Genomic DNA, 19,424 nt, shown 5'->3' on the forward strand with positions numbered 1-19,424 from the left:
AAATCACCCGCTGCCTCAAGCGCTACATCGCCCGACAGATCTACCGCACCATCACCAACCACCACCGCACCACTTGACAACCCCACTCACAGATCGACGGGGAGGGGCGGCGGCGGGGGGCGGCGGGGGGCGGCGGCGGGGTGGGGGGACCGATAACGATCATGTAACGGGCGCGAACCTTTTGCGGGGTGTCACTGCTCTCTCTCGGCATCGGCCCGCCGGGGCCAGGAGAGGACGTCGGATGAAGCTGGTGTGGAGGCGGGCGGTAGAGGCCCGTGGGCTGCTGCTCGCCGCCGCTGTCGCGGCACTCGTCGCGGTCGCGTTGGTCACCGGGCTCTCCGACTACAACCGCCGAGCGGTCGAGGCGGGCGCCCGCGCGGTGCTCGACGCCGCCCCGGCCGAGGAACGCAGCCTGCTGATCAGCGGCTCCGGCGGCGCCGACGCCGCCGCGTTCGCCAAGCGGGACCGGGCGGTACGGGAACAGTTCGCGAACGGGCTCGGCGGCGCTCCGGTCACCGTGGCCGGGACCCGCTCCGGGACCGGGCGGGAGCTGACCGGTGACGTGGGTGCCGCCCGTACCGACGACGATCCGATGTTCGCCAACCTCGCCACGCTCGACGACCTGCCCGCGCACGCCGAGCTGGCCGCCGGGGCGTGGCCGGTGCCCGGCAGCAACCCGTTGCAGGTGACGTTGCCGGAGAAGGTGGCCGCGCAACTGAGCCTGGAGGTCGGGGAGCGGGTGCCGCTGTACGACAGGGGCGCCGAACGCGCCGGCACCGTGGTGGTCGTGGGCACGTGGCGCCCCCGGGACGCCGCCGAGGCCTACTGGCGTCTCGCCCCCGGGGTGGGGGAGAGCCAGGGCGACGCGGAGATCACCTCGTACGGGCCGTTCGCGCTCGACCCGGCCGACTTCGCCCGTACCTTCCCGGGCTCCACGTCGGCGGCCTGGGTCGTCGACCCCGACCTGGTGGCGGTCGAGCCGGCCCGGCTGCCCGCCGTGACCACAGCGCTGGACGAGATCACCGGGAAGCTGCCCGAGGCCACCGGCCTGGGCTCCTCGACACAGCAGGTCAGCCACCTGGACCGGCTCGTCGACCGGCTCAGCCGGGCCGACCTGGTGGGCCGGTCCGCGCTGCTCACCCCGCTGCTGCTGATCGTGGTGCTCGGCGGGTACGCGCTGGTGCTGGTGGCCGCGCTGCTCAACGAGGACCGGCGGGCGCAGACCGCGCTGCTGCGGGCCCGGGGCGCCGCCCGGGGGCAGATCGCCGGCCTGGCCGTACGCGAGGCGACGCTCGTGGTGGCGCCGGCGCTGCTGCTGGCCCCGGCGCTGACCGGGCAGGCGATCCGCTACCTGGGCGCGGACCTGGGGCTGGCCGACGGCGACCTGGCCCGGGTGTGGGTGGTGGCGGTCGGCGCGGCGGTCGGCTGCCTGCTCGCCATGGTGCTGCCGGCGATGCGCCGGGCCGGCACGTACGTCGCGGACATGGCGGCCCGGTCCCGCCCCTCCCGGGGCGCGGCGGTGCAGCGGGCGAGCGTGGACATCGCGTTGGTGGCCCTCGCCGTGCTCGCCTGGACCCAACTGCGGCAGTACTCCTCGCCGCTCGCAGGCGCGAACGGCAGCCTCGGCATCGACCCGCTGCTGGCCGCCGCACCCACCATCGGCGTGCTGGCCGGCGCGGTGATCGCGCTGCGGCTGCTGCCGCCGACCACCCGGCTCGCGGAACGCTTCGTCGACCGGCGCACGTGGAACGCCACCATGTTCGGCATGTGGCAGGCGGGCCGCCGCCCGCACGCCGGCCCGGTGCTGCTGCTCGCGCTCGCCGTCGGCGGCAGCACGCTCGCCTGGTCGCTGGTGGCCTCCTGGGAACGCTCGCAGCGCGACCAGGCGCAGCACACGGTCGGCGCGGACCTGCGGCTGACCGAACGGGACGGCACCGCCCCCGCGGATCGGGCCGCCCAGCTGGCCGCCGTGCCGGGCGTGGACCGGGTGCTGCCCGCCTGGCGCGACGACGTACGCGTGGGCCGTGAGGCGCGCCCGGCGACCGTGGTGGCGTTCGACGCCGCCGCCGCGAAGGGGATGATCCGGCTCGACGACGCCGGCGGTGACGCGTCTACCGGCGCCCTGCTGGACCGGCTCGCGAACGGCCGGACCGCGCCGGCCGGCGGCGTCCTGCCCGAGGGGGCGAAGACGCTGTCCGGCACCGTGCGCACCCCGGTGGAGAGCATGTTCGACCGGCCCCGGGTGGCGGTGACCGCGTTGTTCACCACCGACGCCGGGGCCACCTGGCGGGTCCGGCTGGCCGAGGCCGGCGGGGACGGAAAGCCGGTGCGTTTCTCGGTGCCGCTGCCCGACAGCGGCGGCGTCCCGCTGCGCCTGGCCGGCGTCGAGGCCGACGGCGGCGACGCCACCGGCAGTTCCTATCGGCTGCTCCTGGACGAGCTGCGGCTCACCGACGCCGCCGGGGCGGCCCTGCCGGTGCCGGTGGAGGGGGCGTGGCGGGTGATCGACCCGGGCGCCGGGCCGCGCGACACCGCGAAGGCGAGCCCGACCCGGATCGACGGTACGCAGGGCTTCGACGTGCCCGCCGGACTGTTGCAGTTCGCCCGGATCCCCTCGTCCCGGTTCGCGCTGGTGCCGCAGGCGCCGGACCGTCCGGTGCCGGTGCTCGTCACCCCCGGCGTGGCCGCCGCGATGAGCGTCAAGACCGGCGACACGGTCAAGCTGTCCGTCGCCGAGGTGACGCTCGAGGTCACTGTGGTCGGCCAGGTCGCCGCGATCCCCGGCACCGGGGGCGACGGGGTGCTGGTGGACCTGCCCACCGCCACCACGCAGCTCCTGGAGCGCAGCGGCGGCGTCCGGCCGGTGGCCGAGTGGTGGCTGCGCACCACGCCCGGCGGGCACACCGCCGCCGCCGACGCGCTCGCCTCGACCGGCGGCACGGTGCTGCTGGACCGGCGGGCGGTGGCCGCCGAGGCCGCCGAGGATCCGTACTGGCAGGGCGCGCGCACCGGGCTGCTGGCCGCCGCGCTCGGCTCGGTGCTGCTCGCCCTGGTCGGGCTGGCGGTCGACGTCTGGGCCACCACCCGCCGCCGGCTCACCGAGTTCGCGGTGTTCAACACGCTCGGCGCGAACACCCGGCTGCTGGCCCGCGCGTACCTCGCGGAACAGACGTTCCTGGCCGCGATCGGCGTCGGCGTCGGCATGCTCGTCGGTGCCCTCGTCGCGGCCACCATGGTGCCGCTGGTGATCCTCACCCCGGCCGCCGGCCGGCCGGTGCCCGAGGCGGTCTTCACAGTGCCCTGGGTGCCGATCGGGGCGACGGCCGCCGGGCTGCTGCTCGCCGCGCTCGCCTTCGCCGCCCTCATCACCACAGGCATCCGCCAGCGGGTCGCCGCCGCGCAGCTCCGGATCGGAGGAGAACGATGAGCCTTCCTGGTGCCGCGCGCCGGGTTCGCGCATACGGGGGGCAGTTCCTGCTGCTCGCCGTCCTGACCCTGGTGACCGCCCTGCTGATCACCGGCGTGCCCCGGGTCGCCGACCGGCTGACCGGGCAGGGCCTCACCGAGTACGTGGCCGGGCAGCCGGTGGCCCGCCGCGACCTCACGTACAGCACCGGGCCGACCGCGTTCCCGCCGACGACCAGGACCGCCGTGACCGGTCACGCGGCCGAGCTGGCGCGGATCGAGAACACGATGCCGGGCGTGGTCCGGGACACCGTCGGCCAGCGCTGGTACGTCGCCCAGACCGTGCCCGGACGGCTGCGCGGCCCGGCGCTGGCCCCCGAGAAAGGGCTCATCGACCTGCACCTGCGGGCCGGTACCGGCATCCGGGAGGCCGCCACCCTTGTCGACGGGCGGTGGCCGGAAAGCGGGATCACGCCGGCCGGCGCGGTCGAGGTGACGCTCGCCGAGACGATCGCCGGCACGCTCGGCGTGAAGACCGGCGACCGGTTCCTGCTCCTGATCCTCGACCAGGACGACAACGTGCTCAAGTCCCTCCCGGTCGCACTGGTCGGCGTGTGGCGGCCGAACGACCCGGCCGACGGCGTCTGGGACACGCTTCCGTCGATGCTGAAGCTCACCCCGCCCGAGGGCGACGGCGACCCGTTCGTGGGCGTCGCCTACACCGCCGACGGGGGCGTCGACGAGGCCGTCGCGACCGGCTGGCCGGTGAGCTTCGGCTGGCGGTACCGGATCGCCCCGGACCGGCTCGAACCGGGCCGCCTCGACGCGCTCATCGCCGGGGTCGACGGGCTGGAGCGCACCCGTCCCGCCGTGGCGACGCTCAGCCAGGGCGTGGACATCCCGCTGCGGCGCTTCGCCGACTCCCTCGCGGCCGCGCAGACCCTGCTCGCGGTCATCGCCGCCGGGCTGCTCGCCACGCTGGCCGGGCTGACGCTGCTCGCCGCCCGGCTGGCCGCGCGCCGCCGCCGCGCCGAGTTCCACCTGATCCGGGCCCGCGGCGGCTCGACCGGCGCGGTGCTGCGCCGCGGCCTGGCCGAATCGCTGCTGGTGCTGCCGGCCGCGGCCGGGATCGGCTGGCTGCTCGGCGGGCTGCTGCCCGGCACCGGTGCGTCGTGGCGCTGGGTGGTGATCGCCGGGCTCCTGGCCACGCTGCTGCCGCCGCTCGCCGCGCTCGCCGTCGGCCGCCGGGCCGGTGGCCGCGCCGACCTGGGCGGCCGGTCACCCGCCGTCCGGCTCACCGTCGAGGTGGTCGTGCTCGGGCTCGCCGTGCTCGGCGCGTTCCTGCTGCGCCGCCGCGGGCTCACCGCCGGTTCGGTGGACCCGCTGCTGGTCTCCGTACCGGTGCTGCTGGCGATCGCGGCGGCGCTGCTGGCGCTGCGCGCGTACCCCTGGCCGTTGCGGCTGGCCAGCCGCGTCGCAGCCCGGGCGCGTGGCAGCGTCGCGTTCCTCGGCACCGCCCGGGCGGGCCGGGCCGCGAGCACCGGGCCGCTGGTCGTGGTGGTGCTGGCCGTCGCCACCGCCGCGTTCTGCGGCGTGGTGGCGACCGGCATCGAGACCGGCCGGGACACCGCCGCCGCCCAGGCCGTGCCCGGTGACCTGCTGGTACGCGGGGAGCGCTTCACGCCGGACACCGCGGAGAAGCTGGCCGGGCTGCCCGGGGTACGCGCTGTCGCGCCGCTGCTCACCGTGCCGGCCGAACGCCCGTACGCCGACCGCGCCGGACGCCCCGCCCCGATCACCGAGCTGCGCGTGGTGCTCGTGGACGGGGAGCGGTTCGCCGACGTGGCACGGCAGGCCGGCGTACCGGTGGACGTGCCCGACCCGGTGCGGGCCCGCGCCGACGGGAGCACGCCGCTGCCGGCGCTGGTGTCCCCGGCGGTGGCCGAGGAACTGGCCGACGCCGGGCTCGCCGACGCCCGGGGCGAGCGGCCCGCCTGGCTGGACGTGCAGGGCAACCGGCTGCCGGTGCGGACCGCCGCCACGGTCGACGGGTTCGCGCTCGTCGGCGAGGGCGTACGCCGGTTCGTGGTGCTGCCGTGGCCAGCGTTGCCGGCCGACGCGCCGCACCAGCTCGCGCCCACCGGTTTCGTGCTCGCCGGGTCCGGCGTGGACGCGGCCGAGGTGGACCGGGTGGCGCGGGACGGGCAGCGGCGCTACCTGCGCATCGGCGGTGTCGACGCCGGGGACAAGGCCCGCGCGCCGGAGGTGACGACCCGGGCGGCCGTGCGCGCCGACCTGGGCGGCACCGGCGTGAACGGCCTGCTGGTGTTCGGCTTCGTGCTCGGCGCCGGAGGCGGCGCCGCGCTGGGGCTGCTCGGGCTCGCGCTCGCGGTGCTCGCCGGGGCCCGCTCGCGCGGGCAGGTGCTGTCCCGGCTGCGCACGATGGGCCTGTCCCGCCGGCAGTGGCGCGGCCTGCTGATGGTGGAGCTGACGCCGCTGGTGCTGGTGTCGGTGCTCACCGGGGCGGTGGTCGGCGCGTTGCTGCCGCTGCTGCTCACACCGGTGCTCGGGCTGCCCGCCTTCACCGGGGGCGTGGAGGTGCGCCCGAGTTTCGAACCCGGCCTGGTGGCCGGGGTGTCGGTCCTGGCCATGCTGGCCCTCGGCTTCGCGATCACCGTGGAAGCCGTGAACAACCGCCGGTTGCGCCTCGGCGAGGTGCTGCGGCTCGGAGAGGAGAGCTGACATGACCGCGACCGCTTCCGGCCACCCGGGCCCGGCGCGTCTCACGCCGCGTGACGAACCGTCGTCGGCCGTACCGGACCTGGCGTCGCTGCAACAGCGCGCCGCCCAGCGGGCCGCCGAACGGGCCGGCGGGCGCGACCGGCTGCGCGGGCACATCGTCTGCGACGGCCTGGTGCGCATCTTCAAGACCGAGGGCGTCGAGGTCGTCGCGCTCCAGGGCCTCGACCTGGTCATCGACCGGGGCGAGCTGGTCGCGATCGTCGGCGCGTCCGGCTCCGGCAAGTCGACGCTGCTGAACATCCTGTCCGGGCTGGACACCCCGACCGCCGGCATCGCCCGGGTCGCCGACTACGACCTGCTGTCGCTGTCGAACAAGCGGCGGCTCGCGTACCGGCGGGACGTGGTCGGGTTCATCTGGCAGCAGACCGGCCGCAACCTGCTGCCGTACCTGACCGCGCTGGAGAACGTGGAACTGCCGATGAAGCTCGCCGGACGGGCCGGCGGCGGGCGCAAGCGGCGGGAACGGGCCCGCGAGCTGCTGGACATGGTGGGCGTCGGCTACTGCGCGGACCGCCGGCCGGGCCAGATGAGCGGCGGCGAGCAGCAGCGCTGCGCGGTCGCCGTGGCGGTCGCCAACGACCCGGAGATCCTCTTCGCCGACGAGCCGACCGGTGAGCTGGACGAGGCCACCGGCGCCGAGGTCTTCGCCGCGCTGCGCACCATCAACGCCGAACTGGGGGTCACCATCGTGGTGGTCACCCACGACCACGCCGTGGCCGGCCAGGTCCGCCGTACCGTCGCGATCCGCGACGGCCGGACCGCCTCCGAGGTACGCCGGACCGCACGCGTCACCGCCGACGGCGGCACCGAGATGGTCAGCGAGGAGTACGCGGTGCTCGACCGCACCGGCCGGATGCAACTGCCGGCGCAGTTCGTGGAGGCGCTGTCCCTGCGCGACCGGGTCCGGCTCAACCTGGAACCCGACCACGTCGAGGTGCGCCCCGGCGACCGGACGCACGCCGAGGAGAGTGAGTGATGACCGACCAGACAGTGGTGCTGCCGGCGGAGCCGGGGACGGCCGTCGACGACGTGGTCCGGGTCGAGGGGGTGAGCCGCACCTTCGGCAAGGGGGAGCACGCCGTGCACGCCGTACGGGACGTCTCGTTCACTGCGGGACGCGGCGAGCTGGTCGCCGTCCGGGGCCGCTCCGGCGCCGGCAAGACCACGCTGCTGAACCTGGTCGGCGGCCTGGACCGGCCGGACGCCGGGCGGATCCGGGTGGCCGGGCACGACGTCACCGCCGCGGGTGAGCGGGAGCTGCTGTCGCTGCGCCGGGGCACCATCGGGTTCGTGTTCCAGACGTTCGGCCTGGTGCCGATCCTGTCCGCGGCGGAGAACGTCGGGGTGCCGCTGCGGCTGGCGAAGGTGCCGGCGGCCGAGCGGGAGCAGCGGGTGGCGGTGCTGCTGGAACTCGTCGGGCTGGGTGGGCACGCGGCGCAGCGCCCGTACGAGCTGTCCGGCGGCCAGCAGCAGCGGGTGGCGGTGGCCCGGGCGCTGGCTAACGAGCCGGACCTGCTGATCGCCGACGAGCCGACCGGTCAGCTCGACTCCGAGACAGGGCGGTCGATCATGGACCTGCTGCGTGCTGTGGTGCACGCCCGGGGCATGACCGCGCTGGTCGCCACGCACGACCCGGCGCTGATCGAGCTGGCCGACCGTACGCTCACACTGCGCGACGGCCGGCTGGTGTCGGAGGACTGATCCGGGTGCCGGGCCGCGCGCCTTCGGGCGGCGGCCCGGTGCCGGGTCAGAGCGCCAGCTTCATGCCCTCGTGGCTGGCCACGAAGCCCAGGTCGCGGTAGAACCGGTGCGCGTCGGCGCGCTGCTTGTCGGTGGTGAGCTGCACCAGCGCGCAGCCGTGCTCCCGGGCCCGGTCGATCGCCCAGCGCATCATCGTCCCGCCCAGCCCTCGGCCGCGCCGGTCGGAACGGACCCGCACCGACTCGATCAGGCAGCGTTCGGCGCCGTGCCGGCCCAGCCCCGGGATGTACGTGAGCTGGAAACAGCCCACCAGCTCCCCGCCGTCGTCGGCCACGATCAGATGGTTGCGCGGGTCCGCGTCCAGGTCGGCGAAGGCCCGCTCGTACGCCCCGTCCACCTCGGGCAGGTCGCGGGTGCGGCCCAGCACGTCGTCGGCGAGCAGCGCGAGCACGGCGGGCAGGTCGGCGCGAACCGCCTCCCGGAAGATCACCTCGGTCACCGGGCCAGCCTGGCACAGCGCCGCGCGCCGGTGCGGCCCGGGCGGCGTCCCGTCGCGTCGCCCGGTCGTGCCGCCCGGTTGCGTCGCCCGAATGCGTCGCCCGAATGCGCCGTCCGGGTCGCGTCGCCTGGTTGCGCCGTCAGTGGTCAGCGGTCGTCCAGCCAGCTCCGCAGCGCCCACCACCAGTGCACGGTCTCCGGCACCGTGCACCGCGCCCCCTCCTCGACCGGTGGCCCGCCGGTCAGCTCCCGCAGCCGCCGCAGCCGGTAGCGCACCGTGTTCGGGTGGACGTGCAGCTCGGCGGCCGTCTGGTCCAGCCGCTGGCCGTGGTGCAGCCAGGCGAGCGCGGTGCCCGCCAGCTCCCGGTGGAACTCGTCGGCCGGGTCGAGCGCGCCGAGCAGCGTGCCGCGCAGCAGTTCGGCCAGCAGCGGCTGGGCGGCGAGCGCGGTCTCCCCGGCCAGGTCGGTGACCTGATGCAGCCCGCGCAGCCGCCGGTTCGCCGCCGTGGCGAGGGCCGCCAGGCAGAGCGCGTACATGGCCGGGGCCCGCGCCAGCGGCTGCGCGGGCGCCACAAGCGTCAGCAGGTCGGCCGGTGCGGCGTCGGGCGGTCGCGGCAGCAGCCCGGCCAGCCGGTCCCCGACCGTGCCGAGCAGGCCGCCCCGCGCGGTGAGCTGCCGGTGCAGCGCGTACGCCCGAACCGGGTCCGGTGGCGCGGCCACCAGGCAGTGGTAGCGCCCGTCCGGCCGCAGCCCGAACCGGGTCAGCTCGGCCGGGGACAGGCCCGCGGGGCCGTCGCGCAGCAGTCGCCGCAGCAGGTGCGCCCGAGCCGCCGCGCCGGTACGGGCCAGCTCCCGCTCAGCGCCGCGGTGCCCGTCGACCACCGCCCGCTCCACCGCCGCGGCGTACCGGCCGATGGTGAGCAGACCTTCCAGCAGCACCTCGTCGGGGATGCCGGCGGCGCGGCCGTGCCGGACCACCAGTTCCACCGCGCGGTCCCGCCCGGCCTGCACCCCGCGCAGCAGCCCGGCGACGGAGACGCCCTGCGCGGCCCGGTCCGCGCCCAGCCGGCGGGCCTCGGCGAAGTCGCGTCCGGCCGGGTCCTCACGGCGTTCCAGCGCGCCCAGGCCGCTGGTCAGCAGCAGCACGACCTGGCGGCGTACCTCGTCGGCCGGCAGCCGGGCCACCTCGGGGGAGTCCGCGCGGGCCGCCCGCGCCACCTCGTCGACGGCGGCCGGATCGGCGGACAGGTCGCGCAGCAGCGCGCCGAACGTCGGGGCCTGTCCGATCCGGGTCATCGGCGTCCGCCGCCCTCCGGTTGTCGACGCGGCACAACCGGGCCGCGCGGGCGTTGGCGTCGGGTCCCTAGCCCGGGCGGGCGGCCGGTTGCTCTCCTGGTTGTTACCGCAAGGTAACACCGCTCGCGCCACTGAGAAACGTCGATGTCGTACCGGCTGCCAGGAGGCGTCCATGACACCCGTGCCACAGCACCCGTCCCGTACCCGCCGCCGTGCCGGCCTGGCCGTGCTGGCCGCGCTCGCCCTGGTCGCGCCGGCGCCGCTGGTGACCGCGCCCGCGCCGGCCGCCGCCGCGGCGGCGCTCCAGGAGGTGATGTTCGTCGGCAACAACTGGGACGGCACCGCCGACGTGATCCGGTCCCGCGGCGACTACGCCAGGCTCGGCCGGATCAACGTGATCCCGGACCGCGCCGCGCGGCTGCGCGAGATCTACCTCAACCCGATCAAGCTGGCGTTCTTCCTCGGCATCCGGCAGGGCCCGGGGGAGGGCCACGACCAGCTCATCGACGACATGTACACCACGCCGGACGGCACCGCGCTGGTGGTGTCCCGGCCCAGCTTCGCCGACGTCGTCTCGATCGACCTGGCCACCGGCGCGCTGCGCTGGCGGTTCCCGGTCTCCGGCTACCGCGCCGACCACATGGCCGTCTCGCCGGACGGCACCCGGGTCGCGGTCTCCGCCTCCACCTCCAACACGGTGCACGTGCTGGACATCCGCACCGGCGCGCAACTCGGCTCGTTCGGCGCCGGCGACAAGCCGCACGAGAACATCTACACCGACGGCGGCACCCGGCTGTGGAACATGTCCATCGGCGAGGTAAACACCGACCTGGACGCGCCGTGGCTCGACTGGACCAAGGGCGACCGCCGGATCACCGTCGCCGACACCGGCACGTACCAGGTGGTCAAGGTGATCGACATGCGGGACCGGCTGGACGCCGCCGGCCGCCGGGACCTCTCCGACGCGGTTCGTCCCGCCGTGTTCACCCCCGACGGCAGCCGGCTCTACTTCCAGGTGTCCTTCTTCAACGGCCTGGTCGAGTACGACGTGGCCACCGACCGGGTCACCCGCGTCGCCACGCTGCCGAAGAACCCGGCCACCAGCGAGGACCGCACCACCTGGGTCAACGACTCCCGCCACCACGGCCTGTCGATGAGCCCCGACGGCACCCGGATCTGCGTCGCCGGCACCATGGACGACTACGCCACGGTGCTGGACCGGGCCACGCTGCGGGAGGGGCCGCTGGTGCCGGCGAGCAAGCCGTACTGGGCCACCGTCAGCGGGGACGGCCGGGACTGCGTGATCTCCGAATCCGGCGCGGATCAGGTCACCGCGATCAACTTCGCGACCGGGCAGAAGGTCGCGAGCGTCCCGGTCGGCGACCACCCCCAGCGCGTCCGAATCGGGCACATCGCGGAGGGCTGGACGCCCCCGGCCGCCGGCTGACCGGCGGCGTTCGACCGGCCGGCGTCCGGCTCCCCGGCCGCCGGCCGGACCGTCACCGGGCGGGGCAGCGCAGCCCCTCCCGGGGGACGGTCAGCGAGATCAGGTACGCGTCGACCGCCGAGGTCACGCACGACGTCTGCGGGTAGGCGGTGTGCCCCTCGCCCTCCCAGGTCAGCACCCGTCCCACGCCGAGCATCGACGCGAGCGCCGGCGTCTGCTCGTACGGCGTGGCCGGGTCACCAGTGGTGCCTACGACCAGGATCGGCGGCGCGCCGTTCGCCCGGCCGGTCGGGTACGGATCCCGCTCACCGGGCCACTCCACGCAGCCCAGCATCCCCACCGCCAGGGCGGGACCGAACAGCGGGTACTTCTGCCGCCACTGCGACTGCAACGAGCGGACCTGCTCGCGGGACGGCTTCTCGGTCTCGTCGGCGCAGTTGACCGCCAGGTTGGCGTCGAACAGGTTGGAGTAGTGCCCGTCCGGCTCGCGGCCCGCGTACGAGTCGGCCAGCTTGAACACGCCGTCCGGGTCGCCGCCCTGCAGGTCGTCGATCGACCGGGCCAGCTCCTGCCAGCCCTGCTCGGTGTAGAGCGAGGAGATCACCGCGTAGAAGACCCAGCCCGCGGTGGCCTTGCGGCCGTCCTGCGCGCGGACCGGGGAGACCTTCGCCTTGGCGATCGCGTCGGTGACCGCGCCCCGGGCGTCCGGAGCGATCGGGCAGCGGCCGGCGTTCGCCGCGCACCAGTCGGCGAAGTTGTCGAACGCCCGCTCGAAGCCCTTCGCCTGGCTCTCCGACCCGGCGATCAGCTTCTGCTGCGGGTCGACCGCGCCGTCGAGCACCAGGGCGCGCACGCGCTGCGGGTAGAGCTGCGCGTAGGTCGCGCCGAGCAGCGTGCCGTACGAGTAGCCGAGATAGGTCAGCTTGTCGTCACCGACCGCCGCGCGGACCGCGTCCATGTCCCGCGCGGCCTGCTCGGTGCCGTAGAGCGGGAGCTGGTCGCCGTACTTCGCGCCGCACCGCTCGCCGATGCGCCGGTTGAGACCGACGAATCCGTCGAACGACGACTGGCTCTCCGGGTCGGGGTCGTAGCCGAAGCTGGCGTCCAGGTCGGCGTCGGAGATGCACTTGACCGGGCTGGACCGGGCCACCCCGCGCGGGTCGAAGCCGACGATGTCGAACCGGTCCGTGATCGCCGTCGGCAGGCCGCCGAACGCCGGGCCGAAGGACAGGTAGACGGCGGTGTCGACGCCGGACGCGCCGGGACCGCCCGGGTTGATCACCAGGGAGCCGATCCGGTCGCGCTGCTTGGTCGAGCGGGCCCGGATCAGCGCGATCTCGAACGTCTCACCGGCGCCCGGCCCGGCGGTCGCGCCGGTGGTGGCCCCGGTGCCCCAGTTGCGCGGCACCGCGATCCGGGCGCAGTCGTAGCGCATGTCCGCCGCGCCCCGGCCGACCAGCTCGTCGGGCACCTCCGGGCAGGCCCGCCACTCCGGTGCGGTACCCGGCGGGGCGGCCTCGCCCTCGCTCTCGGCGCGCGGGGCGAACGCCGGCAGCGTGCAGCCGGCGGTGAGTACCACCGCCGCGACGAACGCGGCCAGGACGGGCCGGAACCGGCGGGTCCGGTCGGGGAAGCGGGTCACGTGGGCGCCCTCCATGATCGTGTCGACCGTCAGGCTACGCCCGGCCGCGGGTGTCACCGACCGTCGCCGCCGGATCGCCGCGCAGCACCTCGTCGACGTCGTAACGGATCGGGCGGTCGAGCTGGCCGTAGTCGCAGGAGCGGGGATCACGGTCGGGACGCCAGCGCACGAACCGGGCGGTGTGCCGCAGCCGGTCGCCCTCCATCGCGTCGTACGCCACCTCGACCACCAGCGCCGGGCGCAGCGGCTCCCACTCCAGGTTCTTGCCGCCGGTCCACCGGCTGACCCCGCCCGGGATGCGCTGACCCCGCTCGTGGTCGCCGTGCACCCACGGGTGCTCGCCGCCGACGTCGCGGTAGGGCTCCAGCTCGTCGAGCAGCTCCTTGCGGCGGGCCATGGTGAACGAGGAGCTGACGCCGATGTGGTGCAGCACGCCGTCGTCGTCGTAGAGGCCGAGCAGCAGCGAGCCGACCACCGGACCGGACTTGTGCCAGCGGAAACCGGCCACCACCGCGTCCATCGTGCGCGCGTGCTTGACCTTGGACATGAGCCGCTTGCCCGGCTCGTACGGCAGGTCGGCCGGCTTGACGATCAGCCCGTCCAGCCCGGCGCCCTCGAACACGTCGAACCAGCGGCGGGCCGTCTCCGGGTCGGTGGTCACCTGGGTCACGTGCACCGGCGGGCGCACCTTGGACAACGCCTGCTCCAGCCGCTCCCGCCGCTGCGGATAGGGCTGGTCGATGAGCAGCTCGTCGTCGATCGCCAGCAGGTCGAACGCGACGAAGTCGGCCGGCGTGGTCTCGGCCAGCAGCTTCACCCGGGAGGCGGCCGGATGGATGCGCTGGGCCAGCAGCTCGAAGTCGAGCCGCGGCTGCCCGCCCGGGCCGTCCCGCCGGATCACGATCAGCTCGCCGTCGACCGCGCAGCGGGCCGGGAGCTGCCGGCGGGCCTGCTCGACCACCTCGGGGAAGTAGCGCGTCATCGACTTGCCGCCCCGGCTGGCCAGCTCGACCTCGTCGCCGTCGCGGAACACGATGCAGCGGAAGCCGTCCCACTTCGGCTCGTAGGTCAGGCCGGCATCGGTCGGCAACTGGGCCACGCTCTTGGCGAGCATCGGCTCGACCGGAGGGTTGATCGGCAGGTCCACGGCGACCAGTCAACCAGACCCCACCGACAGTGGTGGCGCAGATCACCGCCGGTGGCCGGGCGGCGTGTCCCGCACCGGCCGCGTTCGTCACCGCCGCCCGAATGGTGAAACCGCAGGTCAGAGCTACCGTCGCGGCGTGCCGGAGTGGATTTGCGAATGCTGCGGGCGCTGGCGGGTCAGCGTCGAGTTGATCCGTGGCCGCTACCGCTACCGGCTGGCGCACCGCTATCCGCCGGAGCACGGCGGCGGCGTGAACGTCCTCGGCGAGGTCGGCTCGGTCACCGAGCTGGAGCGCCTGCTGAAGCGCTACGCCCCGGTCACCCTGGCCGACCTCCACGAAGCCGCCTGACCCTCCGGCCGGCCCGGCGAACCGCCGATCTTGGAGTTGTGGCACCTCACAAATCCCGCCGAACGGACATCCTGGGCGCCACAACTCCAAGATCGAGGCGAGCGGGCGAGCGGGCGAGCGGGCGAGCGGGCGAGCGGGCGAGCGGGCGAGCGGGCGAGCGGGGCGAGGGGCGGCGAGTGGGGCGGCGCGGGAGCGGAGCGCGGGCATAGCCTGGGGGGACCGTCCACGGGGGAGGAACGCCGATGCGGTTCACCGAGTCCGTCGAGATCGCCGCCGACGTCGAGCGGGTCTGGGAAGTGCAGAGCGACGTCGAGCGCTGGCCGGAGTGGACACCGTCGGTCACCGCCGCCCGCCGGCTGGAGCCCGGTCCGCTGCTCCTCGGTTCGACAGCCCGGCTGGAGCAGCCCCGGCTGCGCCCGGCGGTGTGGCGGGTCGTGGAGATCTATCCCCCGTACTCGTTCGCCTGGGAGTCGGCGAGCCCCGGCGTGCGTACCCGTGGTGAGCACCGGCTGGTGCCGCTCGACGACGGGCGCACCCGGGCCGAGCTGGTCCTGGTGCAGACCGGGCCGCTGGCCTGGCTGATCGGACTGCTCGGCGGGTCGATGATGCGCCGCTATCTGCGGCAGGAGGCGGACGGGCTCAAGCGCCGCTGTGAGCGGAACTGACCGTCTTCTCCAGCACGGCGAGGCGGTTGCCGTTCTCATCCGGCCGGTGTGCCACCACCCGGTAGCCGCGGCCCGCGTACAGGGACAGGTTCGCCGCGCTGTCCGCGCCGGTGAACAGCGCGAACCGGGTCACCCGGCCGGCGCAGGCGTGCTCGACGGCGTCCAGCAGCCGCCCGCCGACGCCCCGGCCCTGCTGGTCGGGCGCGACCGAGAGGCGGCCCACGTGGGCGGTGTCGCCGTCGAGGCGGGCGCGTACCGAGCCGACCAGGCGGGTGCCGCGCCGGGCGGCGAGCACCACGTCCGGCCCGGTCAGCGCCGCCCGCACCTCGTCCAGCGTCTCGGTCAACGGCGGCAGGAACACGTCGCGGTAGCGCTGCGCCTCCACCAGGTACGCGGCACGCTGCACGGTGAGGATCTCCCCGGCGTCGGCGAGGCCGGCGGGGGCGATGGTCACGTCGGTCACCGGCTCAGCTCACCACAGCGCTCCCGGGCGGCCGTACGCTGGCGGGGGTGTTCCCATGAGCGGGGAGGTGACAGGCGTGCCGGAGCTGACGTACCCGGAGGTGGGCGCGACCCGCGACGGCGGCCTGCCGGCCGGTTACCACCACCTGCGCCACCGGGTCCGGCTGCCGGACGGCGGTTTCCCGCTGGCGGCGGACGCGGTGCTGGGCTGGCGGCTGCACCGCGCCGCAGGCGTGGTGATGCGCGCGGACGCGCCGCGCGCCGCCCCCGGGGTACGGGTCACGCCGGGGGTCGGTGTCGGCCCGGTGCGGCTGTGGGGGCCGACCGAGGTGGTGTGGACGGTGGACGAGCCGGATCGGGCCGGGTTCGGCTACGGCACGCTGCCCGGGCACCCGGAGGTCGGTGAGGAGGCGTTCCTGGTGACCCGGGGCGCCGACGGCGTCTGGTTCGAGGTGACCGCGTTCAGCCGCCCGGCGCACTGGTACGTGCGGGCCGGCGGGCCGGTCGTGCTCGGTTTCCAGCGGGCGTACGCCTGGTGGCTGGGGCGCACGCTGCGGCGGCTGTGCCGGCGGCGCTGAGCGGTCAGTAGCGGGCGAAGGAGCGGATCGGGGCGCGCGGGCCGTACTTCGGCGCCTGCACGCCCGCCGCCTCCAGCAGCACGCACACCCGGCCGCGGTGGCCCCGGAACGGCTCCAGCAGCGCCAGCATCCGGGCGTCGTCGCCACGCGGCTCGCCGGCCAGCGCCCAGGCGACGGTGTTCGGCACGTGGTAGTCGCCGACGCTGACCGCGTCCGGGTCGCCGTACGCGATGCGCACCACCTCGGCGGCGGTCCACGGCCCGATACCGGGGATCGCGGTGAGCCGCCGGGTGGCCTCGGCCGAGTCGGCGCAGCGTTCCAGCCGGTCCGCGACGGCCGCCGCGCGGCGCAGCGTGTCGGCGCGCCGCTGCTCGACCCCGAACGGGTGGAACACCCAGTACGGCGTGGCCGCCACCGCGGCCGGCTCCGGCGGCAGCAGCAGGGGTTGCAGCGGGCCGGGGGCGGGCTCGCGGAAGTGCCGCACGGTGGCGGCGTAGGCCCGGTACGCCTCCTTGCCGGTGACCTTCTGCTCGAAGACGGCCCGCAGCAGCCGGGGGAAGATCTGGCCGGTGGCGGGCATCCGCAGCCCGTGGTGCGTGTGCGCGAGGCGGGCCACCAGCGGATGCGCGCCGGCGAGCGCCGCGAACCCGGTCAGGTCGTCGCGCAGCCCGGCGATCCGGTCGGCCCGCTCGACCACCCAGCCGGCGCCCGGGCCGTACCCTTCGGCGGTCAGTTCGCCGGCCTCCGGGCGCAGCGCCAGCGTGGCCGGGCCGTCCGGGGTGCGGGTGGCCCACCAGAACGTGCCGGCGGCGATCCGCGCGCACGGGTCGTACGGGCTGAACGTGAGCGCCCGCACCGACGGGGCCAGGCGGTAGCCGGCCGGCGGGCGCAGCGTACGGCGGGCGTCGGGCGAGGTCACCAGGCCACTCTGCCACGCGGCCCGGCCGTGACGCCGGGCACGCCTGGCCGGGAGGCGGGCCGATGCCGGTGCGGCCCGCCTCCCGGGGTTCGCGACGATGACCGGCCGCGCCCTCCCCGGCGGCGACCGGTCACCGTGTCCTGGTGCGTCAGTACGAGTAGTCCGAGCCGCCACCGGAGGAGCTGCCGGCCGCGGGCGGCGCGACCGCCTTGGGCGTGCCGGTCGGCAGGCAGGTCAGGTTCTTCTTGCCGTTCGGGTCGACCACGAACCAGGTGCCGCCGACGCCCTGGCCCTTCCACTGGCCGGGCTTCTTGTCGCCGATGTAGCGGTAGACCGGCCAGCCGCCGATGGTGAGCTGCCGGGTGCCGTCCTGGCGGGTGATGGTGCCGACCTTGTCGTCGGAGACGCCCTGCAGCTTCGGGTTGCCGTCGGTGAGCGACGGCGGCCAGACCTCGGCGCACTTGTCCACGCAGTTGGACTGCGGCGGATCGTCGGAGTCCTTGTCGAACCGGTACAGCACCCAGCCGTCCTGGTCGGTGACGACGCGGCCCATCCGGGGCAACTTCTTGCCGACCAGCTCGTCGGTGATCTTCACGTTGGCCGGGGGCGCCTTGTCCGCTACCGGCTCCTCCTCGGGAGCCGCCGACGCCTCCGGTTCGGCCGCCGCGGTGGGTTCGGCCGCGGCGACGGCGACCGGCTCGGCCGCGCCCGAGTTCGCCCCGTTGTAGCCTGCTGGGGCGCAGGCCGTAAGTGCGACCATCGCGCTCGCGACGATGACGGTCGTCCGCTTGTGGTGTGCCACGTGCCCTCCTCGTTCTTGGCAGTTCGCCGAGTAGTACGGGCGCGGCGCTGTCAAGGTTGAACCCGCAGGGGTGGCACATTTCACAGTGGACCGATTGAACCGATGGGCGTCGCCGCGCGTGCGTCAGCACGAGGGGGTCCGCCGGCCGGGCACGACACGACGGCGCCGGGTGGCCCAGCCACCCGGCGCCGCTTCGCGTTCGATCAGATGTCGTCCACCGTCACCAGCGTGCTGGCCACCCCGTTCGCGTCGACCGACTGCACCTGGAGCTTGTCGATGTCTCGCACCGGGGTCCACGTGGACGCGCTCAGCTGTAGCGGAAGCTGGTTCTGGTTCGTCCCGTAGCCGCCGACCGGCACCGACCAGCTGGAGATCACCTCGCTGGTGGCGTCCTTGCGGACCACCACCAGCCGGCACGTGCGCGGCCCCGGCAGGCGGCTGAGCTGCACCGCGATCTGCGTGCCGTACTCCTTGCGGGCCAGCCACATCGTCGTCTGCACGCCCGTCCCCGGGTCGGTCGCGTTGTGCTGGTCGCCCTCGATCGGCTCCCCGCCGACGCCCGGGTCGTTCGGGTTGCCCGGCTCGCCGCTCGGCGCGGCCGGCGTCGGCACCGCCTGCGGCGGCGCGGGATCGTCGCCGAGCATCCCGGCGGCGACCCCGCTCAGGCCGCCGAACACCACCACTGCCGCCGCTGTGGCCAGCAACTGCCGCACCCGGGTACGACGCCGGTCCCGCCGTACCGCCACCAGCGTCCGGTCCAGCAGCGCCGGATCGGTGTGCGTCTGCTCCAGCGCGGCCATCGCCTCGCCGTCGATGCCGGAGAGCAGCCCCACCACCGGGACCATCGTCTCCAGTTCCGCAGCGCAGGCCCAGCAGGTGGCCAGATGCTCCTCGAACCGCTCCGCGTCCTGCGCGTCCAGCACGCCGAGCGCGTACGCGGCGACGTCCATGTGATCGGCCCGGCTCATTCGGTCACCCCCCTCTCCTGCAGAGCCGTGCGCAGCGCGCGCAGCGCGTAGTAGACCCGCGACTTGGCGGTACCCAGCGGAAGCCCCAACTCCTCGGCCGCCTCCGGCACGGTGCGTCCCCGGAAGTACGTCGCCACCAGGATCTCCCGGTGCGACTGGCTCAGCGTACGCAGCGCGTCCGCGACGGTCATCGTGCGCAGCACCCGGTCGGTGCTGTCCGACTCGGCGAACATGGTGAGATCCCGGTCGTACGTCTCGGGCGGGCGGGCCTGCTCGCTGCGGTGCTCGTCGATGGCGATCCGCCGGGCCACCGTGACCAGCCACGGGCGCAGCGAGCCCTGGCCCTGCACGCCGAGCCGGTGCGCGTTGCGCCAGGCCCGCAGCAGCGTCTCCTGCACGATGTCCTCGGCGCGCTGCCGGTCCCCGCCGGTCAGGCGCATCACGAACATCAGCAACGGGCCGGCGTGCTCGGCGTACAGCAGGCGGATCAGCTGGTCGGAGTGGCTGGCCTCGGCGGAGGTCGCCTGGTGGCGTCCGGGAGCGGGTCGCGGCGGCACCGGGTCATTCTGGCGATCGGCGGACTGGGCGTCGACCCCCCGGCCCGAACGCGAGGCGCGCGAGTGTGGTTGTGCCCGGGCGAACATCCACTCGGGCCGCGCCACTTCGCCGTGCCAGCCGGCCGCCACCGCATGCATGCAGACCTCCGCTGTCCAATGACATCAGCCGGCCCCCCACGGGCATGG

17 protein-coding genes are annotated in these 19,424 nt (G+C 75.2%); 8 read left to right on the top strand and 9 right to left on the bottom strand.

All coding sequences use genetic code 11. The features are described 5' to 3' along the window. Positions 1 to 241 precede the first annotated feature (241 nt). Genes SM452_RS29710 through SM452_RS29725 form a run of 4 tightly spaced genes read left to right on the top strand, consistent with a single transcriptional unit; the run spans position 242 to position 7,908 of the window. A complete protein-coding gene (locus SM452_RS29710; protein ID WP_463841165.1) occupies positions 242 to 3,427 on the top strand; it encodes an ABC transporter permease in 3,186 nt (1,061 codons plus the stop codon). Then, positions 3,424 to 6,147 (top strand): FtsX-like permease family protein, encoded by a 2,724-nt coding sequence (locus SM452_RS29715; protein ID WP_463841166.1) that lies wholly within the window; start codon positions 3,424 to 3,426, stop codon positions 6,145 to 6,147. Before SM452_RS29710 ends, SM452_RS29715 begins: the two co-directional genes overlap by 4 nt. A gap of 1 nt (position 6,148) precedes the next feature. Next, positions 6,149 to 7,183, top strand: a complete 1,035-nt coding sequence (locus SM452_RS29720) for an ABC transporter ATP-binding protein (protein ID WP_047893122.1) — start codon at positions 6,149 to 6,151, stop codon at positions 7,181 to 7,183. Then, positions 7,183 to 7,908, top strand: a complete 726-nt coding sequence (locus SM452_RS29725; protein WP_047893123.1) for an ABC transporter ATP-binding protein — start codon at positions 7,183 to 7,185, stop codon at positions 7,906 to 7,908. Before SM452_RS29720 ends, SM452_RS29725 begins: the two co-directional genes overlap by 1 nt. Before the next feature lie 46 nt (positions 7,909 to 7,954). Here SM452_RS29725 and SM452_RS29730 read toward each other — a convergent pair whose 3' ends face one another. Together SM452_RS29730 and SM452_RS29735 are read right to left on the bottom strand one after the other, a co-directional pair. Next, positions 7,955 to 8,407 carry a GNAT family N-acetyltransferase gene (locus SM452_RS29730; RefSeq protein ID WP_355507175.1) on the bottom strand — a complete coding sequence of 151 codons (453 nt, stop codon included), beginning with the start codon at positions 8,405 to 8,407 and terminating at the stop codon, positions 7,955 to 7,957. 146 nt (positions 8,408 to 8,553) lie between these two features. Then, positions 8,554 to 9,702 (bottom strand): RsbRD N-terminal domain-containing protein, encoded by a 1,149-nt coding sequence (locus SM452_RS29735; protein ID WP_463841167.1) that lies wholly within the window; start codon positions 9,700 to 9,702, stop codon positions 8,554 to 8,556. A 172-nt stretch (positions 9,703 to 9,874) separates the two neighbouring features. On the opposite strand from SM452_RS29735, the gene SM452_RS29740 reads away from it, so the two are divergent. Next, entirely contained in the window at positions 9,875 to 11,149 is a 1,275-nt protein-coding gene (locus SM452_RS29740; RefSeq protein WP_047893125.1) for a YncE family protein, read from the top strand. Positions 11,150 to 11,201: 52 nt separating this feature from the next. Here the strand turns inward: SM452_RS29740 and SM452_RS29745 are convergent, their stop codons facing one another. Both SM452_RS29745 and SM452_RS29750 read right to left on the bottom strand, forming a co-directional pair. Then, a complete protein-coding gene (locus tag SM452_RS29745; protein WP_457608808.1) occupies positions 11,202 to 12,791 on the bottom strand; it encodes an alpha/beta hydrolase in 1,590 nt (529 codons plus the stop codon). Between the two features lie 34 nt (positions 12,792 to 12,825). Further along, positions 12,826 to 13,938: an ATP-dependent DNA ligase gene (locus SM452_RS29750; protein WP_262013499.1), complete on the bottom strand. Its 1,113-nt coding sequence runs from the start codon at positions 13,936 to 13,938 to the stop codon at positions 12,826 to 12,828. 136 nt (positions 13,939 to 14,074) lie between these two features. Between SM452_RS29750 and SM452_RS29755 the strand changes: the two genes are divergently transcribed. Together SM452_RS29755 and SM452_RS29760 are read left to right on the top strand one after the other, a co-directional pair. Then, complete coding sequence (locus tag SM452_RS29755; RefSeq protein ID WP_262013498.1) at positions 14,075 to 14,287, top strand: hypothetical protein; 213 nt, start codon at positions 14,075 to 14,077, stop codon at positions 14,285 to 14,287. 242 nt (positions 14,288 to 14,529) lie between these two features. Further along, a complete protein-coding gene (locus SM452_RS29760; protein WP_262013497.1) occupies positions 14,530 to 14,952 on the top strand; it encodes an SRPBCC family protein in 423 nt (140 codons plus the stop codon). Here SM452_RS29760 and SM452_RS29765 read toward each other — a convergent pair. Then, complete coding sequence (locus tag SM452_RS29765) at positions 14,927 to 15,415, bottom strand: GNAT family N-acetyltransferase (RefSeq protein WP_262013496.1); 489 nt, start codon at positions 15,413 to 15,415, stop codon at positions 14,927 to 14,929. The genes SM452_RS29760 and SM452_RS29765 overlap by 26 nt on opposite strands. A gap of 55 nt (positions 15,416 to 15,470) precedes the next feature. Between SM452_RS29765 and SM452_RS29770 the strand changes: the two genes are divergently transcribed. Next, a complete protein-coding gene (locus SM452_RS29770) occupies positions 15,471 to 15,992 on the top strand; it encodes a DUF1990 family protein (RefSeq protein ID WP_463841168.1) in 522 nt (173 codons plus the stop codon). 4 nt (positions 15,993 to 15,996) lie between these two features. Here the strand turns inward: SM452_RS29770 and SM452_RS29775 are convergent, their stop codons facing one another. The 4 genes from SM452_RS29775 to SM452_RS29790 all read right to left on the bottom strand — a co-directional run bounded on the left by SM452_RS29775 (position 15,997) and on the right by SM452_RS29790 (position 19,376). Beyond that, entirely contained in the window at positions 15,997 to 16,911 is a 915-nt protein-coding gene (locus SM452_RS29775) for a DNA-3-methyladenine glycosylase family protein (protein ID WP_047893129.1), read from the bottom strand. Between the two features lie 148 nt (positions 16,912 to 17,059). After that, complete coding sequence (locus SM452_RS29780; protein WP_047893130.1) at positions 17,060 to 17,713, bottom strand: COG4315 family predicted lipoprotein; 654 nt, start codon at positions 17,711 to 17,713, stop codon at positions 17,060 to 17,062. 203 nt (positions 17,714 to 17,916) lie between these two features. Beyond that, entirely contained in the window at positions 17,917 to 18,681 is a 765-nt protein-coding gene (locus SM452_RS29785; RefSeq protein ID WP_463841169.1) for an anti-sigma factor family protein, read from the bottom strand. Then, entirely contained in the window at positions 18,678 to 19,376 is a 699-nt protein-coding gene (locus tag SM452_RS29790; RefSeq protein WP_463841170.1) for a sigma-70 family RNA polymerase sigma factor, read from the bottom strand. Before SM452_RS29790 ends, SM452_RS29785 begins: the two co-directional genes overlap by 4 nt. Positions 19,377 to 19,424 lie beyond the last annotated feature (48 nt).

The sequence above is a fragment of the Micromonospora sp. SYSU B005 genome (genome assembly GCF_055362685.1).